The 14968-nt window shown below is 71.2% G+C and carries 13 protein-coding genes, 1 tRNA gene and 1 pseudogene; 10 read left to right on the forward strand and 5 right to left on the reverse strand.

The window, feature by feature from the left end; translation table 11 throughout:
- Positions 1 to 145: 145 nt before the first annotated feature.
- The 4 genes from ACFWR9_RS29675 to ACFWR9_RS29690 all read left to right on the forward strand — a co-directional run bounded on the left by ACFWR9_RS29675 (position 146) and on the right by ACFWR9_RS29690 (position 2404).
- Positions 146 to 652 carry a tyrosinase family oxidase copper chaperone gene (locus tag ACFWR9_RS29675; RefSeq protein WP_383847201.1) on the forward strand — a complete coding sequence of 169 codons (507 nt, stop codon included), beginning with the start codon at positions 146 to 148 and terminating at the stop codon, positions 650 to 652.
- A complete protein-coding gene (locus tag ACFWR9_RS29680) occupies positions 636 to 1502 on the forward strand; it encodes a tyrosinase family protein (RefSeq protein ID WP_383847202.1) in 867 nt (288 codons plus the stop codon). The genes ACFWR9_RS29675 and ACFWR9_RS29680 overlap by 17 nt, the downstream gene beginning before the upstream one ends.
- A 190-nt stretch (positions 1503 to 1692) precedes the next feature.
- Positions 1693 to 1974, forward strand: a complete 282-nt coding sequence (locus ACFWR9_RS29685; protein WP_383847203.1) for a hypothetical protein — start codon at positions 1693 to 1695, stop codon at positions 1972 to 1974.
- Positions 1975 to 2149: 175 nt separating this feature from the next.
- A complete protein-coding gene (locus tag ACFWR9_RS29690) occupies positions 2150 to 2404 on the forward strand; it encodes a hypothetical protein (RefSeq protein ID WP_383847205.1) in 255 nt (84 codons plus the stop codon).
- Between the two features lie 314 nt (positions 2405 to 2718).
- Here ACFWR9_RS29690 and ACFWR9_RS29695 read toward each other — a convergent pair whose 3' ends face one another.
- The 3 genes from ACFWR9_RS29695 to ACFWR9_RS29705 form a co-directional block, all read right to left on the reverse strand.
- Positions 2719 to 3738, reverse strand: coding sequence for an alpha/beta fold hydrolase (locus ACFWR9_RS29695; protein WP_383847207.1), 1020 nt, complete (start codon positions 3736 to 3738; stop codon positions 2719 to 2721).
- Between the two features lie 717 nt (positions 3739 to 4455).
- Positions 4456 to 4806: a hypothetical protein gene (locus ACFWR9_RS29700; RefSeq protein WP_383847209.1), complete on the reverse strand. Its 351-nt coding sequence runs from the start codon at positions 4804 to 4806 to the stop codon at positions 4456 to 4458.
- Positions 4803 to 5114 carry a hypothetical protein gene (locus ACFWR9_RS29705; RefSeq protein WP_383847211.1) on the reverse strand — a complete coding sequence of 104 codons (312 nt, stop codon included), beginning with the start codon at positions 5112 to 5114 and terminating at the stop codon, positions 4803 to 4805. Before ACFWR9_RS29705 ends, ACFWR9_RS29700 begins: the two co-directional genes overlap by 4 nt.
- A gap of 223 nt (positions 5115 to 5337) precedes the next feature.
- Here ACFWR9_RS29705 and ACFWR9_RS29710 point away from each other — a divergent pair, with 223 nt between their 5' ends.
- Positions 5338 to 5568, forward strand: coding sequence for a GntR family transcriptional regulator (locus tag ACFWR9_RS29710; protein WP_383847213.1), 231 nt, complete (start codon positions 5338 to 5340; stop codon positions 5566 to 5568).
- Positions 5569 to 5754: 186 nt separating this feature from the next.
- On the opposite strand, the gene ACFWR9_RS29715 is transcribed toward ACFWR9_RS29710, so the two are convergent.
- Positions 5755 to 5827, reverse strand: a tRNA-Arg gene (locus tag ACFWR9_RS29715).
- A gap of 321 nt (positions 5828 to 6148) precedes the next feature.
- Here ACFWR9_RS29715 and ACFWR9_RS29720 point away from each other — a divergent pair.
- The 5 genes from ACFWR9_RS29720 to abc-f all read left to right on the forward strand — a co-directional run bounded on the left by ACFWR9_RS29720 (position 6149) and on the right by abc-f (position 14139).
- The gene (locus ACFWR9_RS29720) at positions 6149 to 7756 is read left to right on the forward strand and encodes a dynamin family protein (RefSeq protein WP_383847215.1); all 1608 of its coding nucleotides are present in this window, start codon (positions 6149 to 6151) and stop codon (positions 7754 to 7756) included.
- A 3-nt stretch (positions 7757 to 7759) separates the two neighbouring features.
- Complete coding sequence (locus ACFWR9_RS29725; RefSeq protein ID WP_383847216.1) at positions 7760 to 9895, forward strand: YfjP family GTPase; 2136 nt, start codon at positions 7760 to 7762, stop codon at positions 9893 to 9895.
- A gap of 234 nt (positions 9896 to 10129) precedes the next feature.
- The gene (locus tag ACFWR9_RS29730; protein ID WP_383847218.1) at positions 10130 to 10606 is read left to right on the forward strand and encodes a single-stranded DNA-binding protein; all 477 of its coding nucleotides are present in this window, start codon (positions 10130 to 10132) and stop codon (positions 10604 to 10606) included.
- A 263-nt stretch (positions 10607 to 10869) separates the two neighbouring features.
- A complete protein-coding gene (locus ACFWR9_RS29735) occupies positions 10870 to 12270 on the forward strand; it encodes a Cys-Gln thioester bond-forming surface protein (RefSeq protein WP_383847220.1) in 1401 nt (466 codons plus the stop codon).
- A gap of 177 nt (positions 12271 to 12447) precedes the next feature.
- A complete protein-coding gene (abc-f, locus tag ACFWR9_RS29740) occupies positions 12448 to 14139 on the forward strand; it encodes a ribosomal protection-like ABC-F family protein (RefSeq protein WP_383847222.1) in 1692 nt (563 codons plus the stop codon).
- A 7-nt stretch (positions 14140 to 14146) separates the two neighbouring features.
- On the opposite strand, the pseudogene ACFWR9_RS29745 reads toward abc-f, so the two are convergent.
- Positions 14147 to 14657, reverse strand: a pseudogene (locus ACFWR9_RS29745) (GNAT family N-acetyltransferase).
- Positions 14658 to 14968 lie beyond the last annotated feature (311 nt).

A 14968-nucleotide genomic window follows, 5' to 3' on the forward strand; every position in this document is an offset into this window, starting at 1 on the left:
ACGGCGCGGCCGCGGGGTGTATGCGGGGGGCCGTCCCTTTGCGTGGCCACCCACTCCGTGATCACCGCCTTGGCCGCGCGGCGGTGACCGCGCGAGGCGTCCGCCGGTTACGGCTACCGACAACCGTACGGGCGAGGAGTGGACCATGATCGTCAGCATGGGCCGGGCACCGATGGATGCCGCGGACGAAGCATCGGGCCCCGCGCGGCCCGGGCCGGAGGGCAGCACACGGCGGGACGTGGCGCGCGGTCTGCGCGCCTGCGCACTCGCCGCCGCCCTGACGTCGGCGCTTGGGGCCTTCCTGTCTCCCCGCCTTCGATCCCTGGCCGGCAACGTCCCGCGCGACACCGGCTTCGACGTGACCTACCGAGGCCGCCGCATCCGAGGTGTGCGGACCCCCGCGAGCGGCTCGGCCGAGGACGGCCGGTGGCACGTCACGGTGGACGGCCGGCCCCTGCATCTGATGCGCCGTGCCGACGGCACCTGGCTGAGCATGGTCGACCACTACTGCTCGTACCCGACACCGCTCGACACCACCCGTGCCGCCGTCGAAGCGCTCGGCCCGGGGCAGCGGCTGCGTGCCGCCCCGGTTCCGGCGCCGCTGGGCGAGGGACACCCGCACGAGGGGGGGCGGCATGGCCTACGTGCGTAAGGACGCCGGCACGCTCACGGCCGCCGAGAAGCGCCGATTCGTCAAGGCGCTGCTGGAGCTCAAACGGCGCGGCGAGTACGACGAGTTCGTGCGGATGCACCTCGACTACTACTCCTCCGACGGCGAGCGCGGTCTGCGCACGGCGCACATGGCGCCGTCCTTCCTGCCTTGGCTCCGCCGGTTCCTGCTCGACCTGGAGAACGCTCTGCGCCGGGTGGATTCCTCGGTGACCGTCCCGTACTGGGACTGGACCCGCGATCGCACGACGACCTCCGCTCCGTGGACGGCGGATCTCCTCGGCGGCAACGGGCGCCGCTCCGACCTCCAGGTGACAACGGGTCCGTTCGCCCACCGGGAGGGCAACTGGACCATCGGAGTGGGCGTGACCGAAGGCGAGTTCCTCACTCGTGACCTCGGCCGCCGAGGCGCCCCGATCGACCTGCCCACGAAGAGTGATCTGGAGTGGGCGCTGAAGGACCCCGCCTACGACGTCTCGCCCTGGGACTCGACGGTCACCCGAGGCTTCCGCAACAAGCTCGAGGGCTGGGGCACCGGCCGGGGCAGCGCCTCATGGCGCAACCACAACCGGGTGCACCGCTGGGTCGGCGGAGTGATGCTCGGAGTCGCCTCCGTCAACGACCCCGTCTTCTGGCTGCACCACGCTTTCGTCGACCTGCAGTGGTACCGCTGGCAGCGCCGGCACCGCGGCGCCGCCTACCGTCCCGCGACACCGCCGGGTCGCGACGACGATCAGCACGGCCGGGTCGTGGCACGGCGCGAGAAGCTGCCGCCGTGGGACGTGACACCGGGCGAGCTGGAGGACGTCGACCGGATCTACCGGTACGCGTGAGCCGGCCAAGTCCGACACACCGGACTCCGCCGCCTGATTCCTCCGCAACAGCCCAACAACGCCTCATTCGTAGAAAATTTACGAAGTCGGGTGTTTCGTCGCGCGAAAGCCCTGAGGTGTCGTCTAGAGTATGGACTGTAAGTGACCAGCTCGCTACGGGCTGTGTCCGATCGAAGGGAACGGAGAGGTAATGCGCAAGATCCAGAAGGCTGCCCTCGTCGTCGCGATGCTCGGCAGTGTCAGCGCCCTCGGCGCTGGGACCGCGATGGCCGACGGCGGTGACGCGAAGTTCGACGTCAAGGGCGGCGGCTGCTACGTCTACGGTGACACGAACCAGCTTATCGGCAACGTCGGCGTCCTGAACGGCGTCGTCGGTGGCCTCCTGACCTTCGGCAACGAGGGTGACCACGGGACCCAGGAGAACGAGACGGGTCACAAGGTTGACTGCTCCACCAAGGGTTTCACGGGCTGACCCCCGAGTAGACGAATGAGGACAGGTCCCGGGGCCAGCCCCGGGGCCTTTCCCCAACCTTTCTCACAATCCCGAGCGTTGATCTCGCGCCACCTCTTCCAGGGGCACGCAGGCATTGGCCGCACGCGTCGAGACGCCCAGCGCCTGGGGGGACCTACCGCAAAGGACAAAGCGGATGCAGAATTTGAAGAAGATCGCAGTGGTGGCGGGATTCCTGGGAGGCTCGGTTCTGATGGGGCTCGGCACCGCCCAGGCTCAGGCTTTCGACATCCCCGTCTGTGACGAGAAGGCCAGCGACGGGCACTGCGGGCAGAAGCGCGAATATCGGTACACCACTGAAAACGGTAAGCACGTCCATGTTGTGGTCGCGCGTGAAGGCTGTGCGGTCAAGGGGAACAGCACGGTCGACTGCTCCATTCACCACCCCTGACCCGACCGAGGCGATGGCGCCCGCTCGACGCGGCCGTGATTCCTGATGAACTACGCCTGGCTCCCGCCGCAGCGTCATCGGTAGCGGCTACTCGAAAAGTCAGATGGCCGGCCCCGGATTTCCGGGGCCGGCCATCTGGCGTTGTACGGCAGCGCCATGGACGCGGAACGCGGAGCTGTGCTGCCGTGACCCGAGGGAGCCGACCGGACTGCGGAACGGTTTCCCCACAAGCGCCACGGCACGAACGTCCAGATCCTTACCGCCCCGTTCGGCCGTCTGCCACGGGCCGGCTTCGCCGGTTGGCCCGGCTCCACTCACAATGTGACCGTTGCGGCGTGTTCCCGGCCCACGAGCGGCGACTCCACCGGGGTGCAGTACGGCAGGTCATCGATGGGGTTGTCCGTGCAGAACCGGCCGATCAGGTCCGCGGACTCCTGCCTGCGTTCGACCGTGACCAGGTGGTCGGCCTCCCTGATGGTCGTGAACCGCGCTGCGGGCATCGTCGCGGCGAGCTCGCGGCCCATCTGCGGGGTGCACAGGGTGTCGTACTCTCCGGTGAACACCAGGGACGGCACGTCGGGGACGGGCAGCGGCTGGTAGCAACCGTGCGTCATTAGCCTTGTGTTGTGCTCGACCGCCTTCGTGATCTCATCCGGCGTCTGGTTCATGAACTGCCGCATGAGAAGACGTGCCACGACCGCGTGCTTGCGCACCCGTCCGGCGCTCGGGTTCGACATGAACAACTGCACCAGCCCGTTGGCGGCTTCTTCGATCCCACCGAGTTCGAGCGCGCGCGACAGGCGCGGTACGGCGTCGGTGTAGGTCTCGGGAAGGCGCTTGGCCGCACCGCAGAAGACGATGCGACTGACGAACTCGGGGTAGAGCTGCGCGAAGCGGAGGCCGACGACCTCACCGAAGCAGCCGCCGAAGAGATTCACCCGCGGCACCTCGATTTCCACCAGCATGTGCCTGACTGCGGAGGCGAGGAAGTCGATGTCGTACCGGGCGGGCAGAAAGTCCGCGGTGCCGTAACCGGGAAGATCCACCGTAATCAACGTGCACAGCGGCGCCAGCCACTTCTCGTGACCTTGCCAGGAGTACTTGTCCTGTGACGAGCCGCCCAGTAGTACCAACGGCGCTGTCTGAGGAGCGTCCTGATGGACGATCCGGCACGTGTACGCGAAACCCTCGAAAACGAGGCTCCGTTCCTCCACCTGCTCCGGCGCAGGAGGAACAGGCTCGTGTCCCTGTGCGTTCGGTGAGTCCTGGGCGATGGTGAGGGTGGTAAGCATGGACGGCTCCGGGACGAATGGAACGACGGCGAACCAGTCCATAATTACCAGTGAACCCACCTTTTGGCCGTAACCACTCATTTGTGGGCGATCCTGTGAAGGGCTTAGTGATCGGACCGCTGCCCTGACGCAGCCCGGCCCGCGCGAGAGGACGGTACGGGGCAGGAGGGCATGCACGGTGCCGGAAGCGGTAACCGCAGAGTGGGCGCCCCCGGCAGGACTCGGATCTGCCGAGTTCGAGCGAAAGGAGAGACGCGCTCATGCTCTCAGCGCCCGGGGGCTCTTGAGCGCCGTTTGGGAGCAAGAGGGCGCGTGGCGCTCGCTCGCAGACGCACGAGAACGCGAGAAAGCCCCCGACTCGAAAGTCAGGGGCTCTCTGCTGGGGTGGTGCTGAGCGGGTTACTTGGTCTCAGCGGGCTTGGCGGGAGCGGTGGTCTTCTTCGCTGCCGTCGCACGAGTGGGCGACTTCATCGCGGCCGGAGCGGCAGCGGGCTTGGTCGGCGACCTCTTCGCGGCGGTAGTGGTGCCCGGCTTGGGAGTTGCTGCCTCTGCCGCCTGCACCGGCTCAGCGGCGGCGCGCAGTTCCTTACGGCACGCGGTGCGTCCGGCCTTGGTCTTGGGGTGCGCGCAGTTGCTGTGGTCGAAGCGCTCGCGGGTCGTCCGAACTCCTCGGGTGCGCCGTGGTGTTGCTGACGGGGACGGCGCTACGAACCACGGAGAGCCACCCGTAGGGGTGTGACGGCTCTCCGTGGTCGACCCTTATGGGCGAGGCTCGCTGATGGCTGTGGCATCCGCCTCGTCGTCGGAGTCGTCGCCTTCGTAGGGCGGGATGCGCTGGCCCCGGCTCTCGGCGATGTTCAGCACGTCGCCCAGGCTCTCGATGAGACGGCGAGCGACCCAGCGGAGTTCGTCAGCCGTGAGGTTCGCTGTGTCCTCGATCATCGGCCTGGCCAGGCCCAGGATCACAGCGGCCGTCTCGATCTGCTGTGCTTCCACGTCGTCGGCGAGCTGCGAGAGGAACGACCGGGTGCCGTCCGTCACGAGGTGCGCGGGCTTGCCCTCCGGGCCAGACCAGGGCAGGAGGCGGAGGTGTGAGGGTGAGATGGTCATGCCGTCACTCCCTGGAAGTCGATGCCCGCCGTTGCCAGGACCATCGCGGTTCGCCTGACCTTCTGTCGTTGCCGCTCCTGCTCTCGCTCGTGGGCGATGAGGTACGGACGGATGAGCGCCAGGTCTTCCCCGCGCAGGAACTCCGGGGGACGGGGAGAGCGGTGGGAGGGGAGAGGACGGGCCACACCAACCGCGTTGCGCGTGATGATCAGCTGCTGCGTCGGCACGTCTGCCGGAGCGGAGGATGCGCGGCGTTTGCCGGTGGACGGCATGAGCCACGAGAGGAAGAGGGCCAGTAGGCTTCGCACGTCGGTCACTCCTTGGGTGATCGGCCATGCCCCCGGACAGTTCGCCCCTGTCGCGGGGGTCCTTCTATGTCCACCCCCCCGGGGGGCGTGGTTGCTGTCGTTGTGGTGCGGGTCGTGCTGGGTGTCTGTGCTCGGTCGTACGCGAGCTTACGCGCTATCGCGTAAGCGCACTACCGCACTACCGCGATAGCTGAATTCCGCGTAAGCGCGGATGCTCGGGGGTATGGACCTTGATCGCTCGGTGCCTGTATGGCCCCAGGTAGCGGACGAACTGCGCCGACGGCTGGACGCGGGGAAGTACCCGGTTGGCGAGCGCTTCCCCGGCACAGTGGACATCGCCGCCGAGTTCGACGTGAGCCAGTCCACGGCACAGAAGGCGGTGGCCGCTCTCAGGGGGGAGGGCCGCCTCTACACCGTGCTGGGCCAAGGCTCGTTCGTGAAGGGCGACGAGTAGGGGGCGAGCGCGGCACCGGGAAGTACCACACCCGCCCTCTCGCCTACGCGTGCGCGTGCCAGCGTGCGCTTGGGGGCCATGTCTGCGCCGTGCCACTTGAGCATGGCGGGAGACTTCCACCCGCGCAAACCGTCCACGGACGCCACGCCAACAACGCCATGGCCCGCAACACGTCAGACGACTAGGCGCCCCCGGCAGGACTCGAACCTGCGGCCAAGCGCTTAGAAGGCGCCTGCTCTATCCACTGAGCTACGGGGGCCTGGTGTGGTGGCCTCGGTCGCGGTGCCCGGGTGTGGGTTGGTCCGTGACGGTGCCGGGGACAAGGATAGGGCTCCCAACTCCATGCCCCTGATGCTTCGCCTCCGTGGCCTGATGTGGAGGTTCGGTGAAGCGGTCCCGATAATCGCAGGCGGGTGCGAATCGTGCATCGCTTTTGGCGTCTCGCGCCTCGGGTGTTGTGCACTCGTTATGCCTGGAGTGCCCTCGCGCCCCACTAGTCCCTTCCGCCCCTTGTGTCTGGTCGGCGCGCAGACATGCTCATATGCTTCAGAATTCCCCTGAAATTGGGCATTCTTCGCATGTGGTGACATTGGACGTACGGCCTCAGCTGCTCGACGCACTCTCCGCCCTGCGCGACCGTGTCGCGGCCGCACGCTTTCCGCTGCCCCTGGCGGGGGCCCCACGCGCGCGTGCCAACCGCGACGAGCTGCTCGCCCAGCTCGACGACTATCTGATGCCCCGGCTGAAGGACCCCGAAGCGCCCTTGCTGGCCGTGGTGGGCGGATCCACCGGTGCCGGGAAGTCCACCCTGGTGAACTCCCTCGTGGGGCAGCGGGTCAGCGAGGCCGGCGTGCTGCGGCCCACGACCCGTACGCCGGTGCTGGTGTGCCATCCGGAGGACCACCACTGGTTCAGCGGGATGCGGGTGCTGCCCGACCTCACGCGCGTGTGGGTGCCGCACCGGGAACCGGACGACGATCTGCTTCTGCCCGGCGAGAACCCCGCGCGCGTGCTGCGCGTCGAGACCGCCGACACCCTGCCGCCGGGCGTCGCCCTCCTGGACGCGCCCGACATCGACTCCCTCGTCGCCGACAACCGTGTCCTGGCGGCCGAGCTGATCTGTGCCGCCGACATCTGGGTGATGGTCACCACGGCCGCCCGGTACGCCGACGCGGTGCCCTGGCACCTGCTGCGCACCGCCAAGGAGTACGACGCCACCCTGGTCACCGTGCTCGACCGGGTGCCGCACCAGGTGGTGGCCGAGGTGTCCCGGCAGTACGGGGCGCTGCTCACCAAGGCCGGCCTCGGCGACGTACCCCGCTTCACTGTGCCCGAACTGCCCGAATCGGCCTGGGGCGGCGGGCTGTTGCCGGCCAGCGCCGTGGCGCCGCTGCGGTCCTGGCTCGTGCACCGGGCCCAGGACCTGGAGGCCCGGCACCACACCATGGCCCGCACGGCACACGGCATCCTGGCCTCGCTCAAGTCCCGGATGCCCGAACTGGCCGGCGCCACCGCTGCGCAGTACGCCGCCGCGCTGCGGCTCACCGCCGCCGTCGAGGGGGCGTACGACGGCGAGCACGCGCGCGTGCGGGGGCGGTTGCAGGCGGGCGCCGTGCTCGCCGGGGACGCCCTGAAGCGCTGGCGGGCCTTCCCCCTCGACTGCTCCCCGGAGGAGCTGCTCGACTCCCTGGTGGAGAGCCTCAGCGCCCTGCTGCTGTGCGCCGTCACCGCCGCCGACGAACGCGTCGACGAGGCGTGGCGGGGCGAACCGGCCGCGGCCGCCCCGGAACTCGCGCGCCACGGTCCCGCGCCGGAGAGCGCCGAGCACCGGATCGGGCTGGCCGTACGGCGGTGGCGGCGGGAGCTGGAGGAGTACGCCGAGGAAGAGGTCCGCGAGCTGGACCGGAACCTCGCGCCGGATCCCGGGGTGGTGGCCGGTCTGGTCGCCACCGTGCTGCTCGGCGGGCGGCGCGCGCGGGTCGCCGGGGAGCGGCTCGCCGAGCGGATCGGCGCCCACGGCGCGCTGCGGCTGCGCGACCGGGGCGGACGGCTGCTGGACGAACAAGTCGACCGCGTCCTGCACGTCGAGCGCGAGCGCCGGCTGGCCCCGCTCGACGGGCTGGAAGTGCATCCCGAGCCACAGGCCGAACTCATCGCCGCGCTGTCCGTACTGCAGAAGGAGAGGTGACCGGTGACCGCCGTCACTGACCAGGACCCCACCGAGCACACCGACCACACGACCCAGGAGGCGGACCGGACGGGCCGGTCCGGCGACACGGAGCCCGGGGACGGACGGGACCCGGAGCGCGCCGCCGAGCCGGAGACCGCGCGTGCGGACGACGCCGAGGGCGCGTCCGAGGAAACGGGGCGGGGGACGTGGCTGCGGCGGCGCGGGAGCGGGGGCGAACACGCCGGTGGCTCCCACGCGCGCGCGAAGCACGCCGGCGCGTCCCGCCGCCGTACGGACGAGGACGGGGGACGCGGACGGGGGAAGGGGCGCGGGGGCCGTACGAGGGACGTGGCCGACGGGGAGCGGGCCGGCGGCGGGGCGGAGGGTGCGGGAAGGGCTGAGCGTGTCGCCCGTGGTTCGTCCGGCTCCGGTTCCGGTTCCGGGGACGGGGAGGGCGCCTGGGGTGACGGGCTGATCGCGCGGCGGGTGGACGAGAACGGTGGCACGGAGCAGTACGCGGTACTGCCCAGCAGGCCCGCCGCCACGTCGGCCGCGCTGATGCCGCTCGCCTACGACGGACAGCTCAGGTCCCGGCTGGACGCCCTGCGCGAGCTGGTCGGCCTCTCCCGGACCCGGCTCGACGGCGGGACCCTGGCCGAGGCGGGCCGGGTCCTCGACGAGGCCGCCGCGCGGCGCAGGCTCTCCGGGCAGCACACCGTCGTCGCCATCGCGGGCGCGACCGGCAGCGGCAAGTCGCAGCTGTTCAACACCCTCGCCGGGGTGACGATCTCCGAGACCGGCGTCCGCCGGCCGACCACCGCCGCGCCCATCGCCTGCAGTTGGAGCGACGGCGCCGCCAGCCTCCTGGACCGGCTCGGCATCCCCGGCCGCCTGCGCCGCCGCCCGATCCAGCACCCCGACTCGGAGTCGCCGCTGCGCGGGCTGGTCCTGATCGACCTGCCCGACCACGACTCGGCCGCCGTCCAGCACCGCGAGCAGGTCGATCGCATCCTGGAGCTCGTCGACGCCGTCATCTGGGTCGTCGACCCGGAGAAGTACGCCGACGCGGTCCTCCACGAGCGCTATCTGCGGCCGATGGCGGGCCACGCGGAGGTCACCCTCGTCGTCCTCAACCAGGTCGACCGGCTGCCCGGCGAGGCCGCCGAACAGGTCCTCGACGACCTGCGGCGCCTGCTCGACGAGGACGGCATCGCGCTGGGGGAGTACGGCGAACCCGGCGCGACCGTCCTGGCCCTGTCCGCGCTCACCGGGGAGGGCATCGGCGAGCTGCGCGAGGTGCTCGGCCAGTTCGTCGCCGAGCGGCAGGCCCCGGCGCGCCGTATCGCGGCCGACGTCGACGCCGCCGCCTGGCGCCTGCGGTCCGTGTACGTCACCGGGCGGCGGACCGGCCTCAGCGAGGAGGCGCGGGAGGAGTTCTCGGACCGGCTCGCGGACGCGGTGGGCGCCACCGCGGCGGGCGACGCGGCCGAGCGCGCCTGGCTGCGCAATGCCAACCGCGCGTGCGGTACGCCCTGGCTGCGGCTGTGGCGCTGGTACCACGAGCGGCGTGAACCGGCCACGGGACGGCTCCCGCTGCGCGCCCAGCCGGACGAGGAGGCCACCGCGCGCCAGCGCGTCGAGCAGGCGGTGCGTACGGTCTCCGAGCGGGCGTCGGCCGGACTGCCGGTGCCGTGGGCGCAGGCGATGCGCGAGGCGGCCGTGCGCGGCGCCCAGGGGCTGCCCGAGGCCCTGGACGAGCTGGCGGAGCGCACGGGGCTGCCGCCGGGGCGCCCGCCGCGGCCGGGCTGGTGGCCGGTGGCCGTGCTGGCACAGGCGTCCATGACCCTGATCCAGGTGGTGGGCGGCCTGTGGCTGTTGGGCCAGATCGTCGGCTTCATGCCGCCGAACCTGGGCGTGCCGGTGCTGCTGATGCTGGCCGGCATCACCGGCGGTCCCCTCATCGAGTCGAGCTGCCGCATGGCGGCCCGCGGCCCGGCCCGCCGCTACGGCTACGAGGCGGAACGCCTGCTGCGGGAGGCGGCCGCCGGGTGCGGCCGGGCCAGGGTGCTGGATCCGCTGGCGGCGGAACTGCTGCGGTACCGGGAAGTGCGGGAGCAGTACGGGCGGGTCACGGGGGTGGGCACCGCGGCGAGGTAGGCGCGGGTGGGCAGCGCGGTGAGGTGGGCGCGGGTGGGCAGCGCGGTGAGGTGGGCGCGGGTCCGCGGCTCTCACCCGCACGGGTGACGGAGTTCTCCACAGGCGGGGCGACGGTCCACAGCCCTCGGCGGGCCGGGCCCGGGCCGGGGCAGTCTGGCCTCGCGGCGGTCGCGACGAACGCGGTCGCCGGACGCAGCCGTACGGGACGGGCCCGTGCGGGAGGGAGGACTCGCGATGAACGAGACGATGATCTGCGCCGTGGGCAACGTGGCCACGCAGCCGGTCTTCCGGAACCTGGCGAACGGGCCGTCGGCGCGCTTCCGGCTCGCGGTCACCGCGCGCTACTGGGACCGTGAGAAGAGCGCCTGGACGGACGGCCACACCAACTTCTTCACCGTGTGGGCCAATCGGCAGCTCGCCGACAACGCGTCGGCGTCGCTGGCGGTGGGCGACCCCGTCGTCGTCCAGGGCCGGCTGAAGGTCCGCACGGACGTGCGCGAGGGGCAGAACTGGACCTCGGCGGATATCGACGCGGTGGCGATCGGCCACGATCTCGCGCGCGGCACGGCCGCGTTCAGGCGCACCGGGAAGGCGGAAGCGGCGGAGGCGTCGGCCTCCCCACCGCGGCCGGAGCCCAACTGGGAGACACCGGCGGGGGAGTCGGCCGACACGGACCGCGAACAGCACCCGGAGCCCGCCGCGGTGGCCTGACCCGGGTGGCCCGCCGGAACTGACCGAAGTACGGGCTTATCGACGCATGCGCCCGGACGAACCCGGGTGGATTTGTCGATAAGGCCTGCTCGCAGGCCCGGTCGGCGATAACGATTCCGATTCGGATCACCGTGTGGGCGAACATCACCCGGGGGCACGGTCCGTCAGGTCCTTAGGATGCCGAACGAGCCCTGTGGGGCTGCTGATTCTGCTGGTGGGACCGTTCCCCCCACGCCAACGGGTCCTGCTCGAAGGGGAATTTGGTGTTTTCTTCGCTCGCTGCACTGTCTCTGCCCGGTCGGAGGACGGCACGTACCGCCGCCGCGGTGCTGGTGTCCGCGGCCGCCGTCGCCGGTCTGGTGACCGGTGCGGGACCGGCCGCCGCCCAGGACAGGGCGGGGGGTCAGGGCGGGGCGACGGCCACCATAGGCGGGCTCAAGACGCACGGCACCGCGGTCATCCACGGGGAGGACGGCGACCAGGAGGTGCCGGCCGGCCTGTTCGAGATGTCCGTCGAGGGCGGCGGGATGCTGCAGACGTACTGCGTCGACATCCAGACCCCGACGCAGAAGGACGCCAAGTACTACGAGGCGCCGTGGAGCGGCACCTCACTGGGCACCAACAAGGACGCCGGCCGCATCCGGTGGATCCTGGGCAACTCCTACCCCCAGGTCAACGATCTCGCCGAGCTCGCGAAGAAGGCGGGTGTCCGCGGCGGGCTCACCGAGCAGGACGCGGCGGCCGGCACCCAGGTGGCCATCTGGCGCTACTCCGACCACACGGACGTCGAGGCGACCGACCCGCAGGCCGAGCGGCTCGCCGACCACCTGGAGAAGAACGCCCGCGACCTCGCCGAGCCCGCGGCCTCGCTCACCCTGGACCCGCCCGCGGTCTCGGGCCGTCCCGGCGAGCGGATCGGTCCGGTGACCGTCCGCACCAACGCCGGCGGCGCGACGGTGACGCCCCCGGTGGACGCCACCACCAGCGGCGTGCGGATCGTCGACAAGAAGGGCGAGCCGGTCACCGAGGTCACCGACGGCACCCAGATCTTCTTCGACGTGCCCGAGGACGCGGAGGCCGGTACGTCCGCGCTGACCGTCCAGGCGTCGACCACCGTGCCCGTCGGCCGGGCCTTCGCCTCCGAGAGCCGCAGCCAGACCCAGATCCTGGCGGGCTCCAGCGAGTCCACGGTCGCCGCGTCGGCCACGGCCACCTGGGCCGGCCAGGGGGCGATACCCGCCCTGTCCGCCGAGAAGAACTGCGCCGAGGGCGGCCTGGACATCACCGCCGTCAACGAGGGTGACGAGGCGTTCACCTTCGCGCTGCTGGACGCCGAGTACACCATCGCGGCCGGTGAGACCCGGACGGTGACCGTCCCGCTGCCGGAGGACCGGCCCTACGACTTCACCATCCGCGGCCCCGCCGGTTTCGAACAGCGCTTCTCCGGCGTCCTCGACTGCCGCACCCAGGGCGCCGCGACGGGCGACACCAGCCAGACCCTCGGCGAACCGGCCCCCGCCACGGCCGTCACCCCCACCCCGGACCCCAACCTCGCCGAGACCGGCAGCTCCGGGGCGACCCCGCTGATCGGCGGCGCGGCCATCGGCCTGGTGGTGATCGGCGGTGCGGTGCTGGTGTTCCTCCGGAGGAAGAACGAGCGGTGACCGTCTAGGCCCCCGTCCGAGTCCCCGGCCGCCGCGTGCGAGTGGCGCCGGGGACTTTGTCCGGGAAGCTTGACGAGACGAACCGTATCGTCTAGTTTTGCAGTACCAATGGGCGGTGCAGCTTCCGGCTCCCGCCGCCATCGCACACTCCTGCTCCCTCCCGGCAAAGGACTGCCCTTGCGCCCTGCTTCCGCCGTCACCACCGAGAACGCCGCCCCCGCCCGCCCCACGTCCCAGATCGCCCTCGCCGAGGTGACCAAGCGCTACGGCGACCGAGTCGTCCTGGACCGCGTGTCCCTCACCGTCCGACCGGGCGAGAAGGTCGGCATCGTCGGGGACAACGGCTCCGGCAAGTCCACGCTGCTGCGGCTGCTCGCCGGCCAGGAACTGGTCGACAACGGCACCCTGACCGTGACGGCGCCGGGCGGCATCGGCCATCTCGCCCAGACCCTCGACCTCCCCGGCACGGCGAGCGTGGGCGACGCCGTGGACCAGGTACTGCGCGAACTGCGATCCCTGGAACGCCGTATCCGGACCGCGGAGTCCGCACTCGGCACGGCCGGTCCCGGCGCCTTCGAGCACTATGCGGCGCTGCTGGCGGAGTACGACGCACGGGGCGGCCAGGGAGCGGACCGCCGTGTCGAGGTGACCCTGCGCCGCCTCGGCGAGCGCGCGCCACTCGACAGCGCGCGTCCGCTCAGCACCCTCTCCGGAGGGCAGCGCTCCCGGCTCGCGCTCGCCGCGACGCTGGCCTCCGCCCCCGAACTGCTCCTGCTCGACGAACCGACCAACGACCTGGACGACGAGGCCGTGGCCTGGCTCGAAGCCCGCCTGCGCCGCCACCGCGGCACGGTGATCGCGGCCACGCACGACCGGGCGTTCCTGGAACGCGTCACCGGCACCGTGCTGGAGGTGGACCAGGACCGGCGCACGGTACGGCGCTACGGCAACGGATACGCCGGCTACCTCACCGCCAAGGCGGCGGCCCGGGCGCGCTGGGCGTGGGAGTACGAGCAGTGGCGCGACGAGGTCGCCCGGCAGCGAGCCCTGGCGGACTCCGGCATCGGCATGCTGTCCGAGATCCCCCGCAAGGGGCCGTGGGCCTTCAGTGGCGCCGGCGCCTTCCGGGCACGCTCGCGGTCCCACGGCGCCCAGAGCCGCATCCGCAACGCACGCGAGCGCTTGCAGCGGCTCACGGAGCACCCGGTGCCACCGCCGCCGAGCCCCCTCCGCTTCACCGCCCGCGTCGAAGGCACGCCGGTGACGGGGGAGTCGGCGACGGCCACCCACCTCGAAGGGAGTCGGCTCGAAGGGGTCAGGGTCGAAGGCCGCCTCTCCATCCCGCACCTGACACTCGTCCCCGGCGACCGACTGCTCGTCACCGGTCCCAACGGCGCGGGCAAGAGCACCTTGCTCCACGTACTGGCAGGGGAGCTGACACCCGACGCAGGCACCGCCCGCCGCCCGCGCCGGATCGGTCACCTGCGCCAACAGTGCGCCCCCGAAGCCGCCTTCGACGCCCGCACCCTCCTCGCGGCCTACGCGGACGGCCGCCCGGGCCACTCCGACGACCACGCCGGAGCGCTGCTCGCACTGGGCCTGTTCCACCCCGCGGACCTGTCCGTCCCCGTACGCGACCTGTCCGTCGGACAGCGCCGCAAGCTCGAACTGGCCCGCCTGGTCACGTCCGGCCCCCTCGACCTGCTCCTCCTGGACGAACCGACGAACCACCTCTCCCCGTCCCTGACGGAGGAGGTCGAGGCAGCCCTGGCCCACTACACCGGCACCCTCGTGGTGGTGACCCACGACCGCCTCCTGCGCGCACGCTTCCAGGGCAGACACCTGGACCTGCCCTCGGCCGGCAACTGATCGCTCCTCAGCCCAGGTCGAGGATCCAGTTCTGCCCGACGAGATCACGGCCGAAGCTGTGATGGGGCTCCTCGTCCGCCAGACGGAAGCCGAAACGCTGGTAGATCTTGCGGGCGGCCACCAGGACGTCGTTGGTCCACAGCGTCACCTGCCGGTAGCCGGCCCCCCGGGCGAAGTCCAGGCACTCCTCGACCAGGCGGGCACCGAGACCGAGCCCCCGAGCCGTCGGCGCGACGAGCAGGATGCGCAGCTTCGCGACGCCCGGCTGGTCACCGGCGACCAGGAAGACGCAGCCCGCGCGCTCGCCGTCGACCTCGGCGATCCAGGCGGCTTCCGCGGCCGGGTCGTGCTTGGCCGCGTACTCGGCGACGATCTTGGCCACGAGGGCTTCGAAGTCGGTGTTCCAGCCGAACTGCCGGTCGTAGATCTCGCCGTGGGCCATCACGACCCAGCCCAGGTCACCCGGGCGGGTCGGCACGGCGTACGACGAGGTGTCGCTGGGGGTCTGGCTCGGACATGGATCGCGCTCCGACGCTGATCGACTACTCTAAGATACTGAAACAACCGTGTCAGTAGATTTGGGGTCTTCAACTGTTGGGGCTTTCGCTTAAACAGGCCGAGCAACGCTACTTATCAGATGTGTGGTTGATCTGCAGGGTTTCGTGCCACTTTCATCCGATTGAATGCGTTTCCTGCTGATTCTGGTGGGCTGGTGGTGTGAGGTCCGTAGCTTGTCGGGCATGGAGCTTCTTCGGTTGTCGGTGGCCGCGCGTCGGGTGGGTGTGCATCCGGGCACGCTGCGGTTGTGGGCGAACCAGGGCAGGGTCCC

The organism is Streptomyces sp. NPDC058534, assembly GCF_042717365.1.
GTDB lineage: Bacteria > Actinomycetota > Actinomycetes > Streptomycetales > Streptomycetaceae > Streptomyces.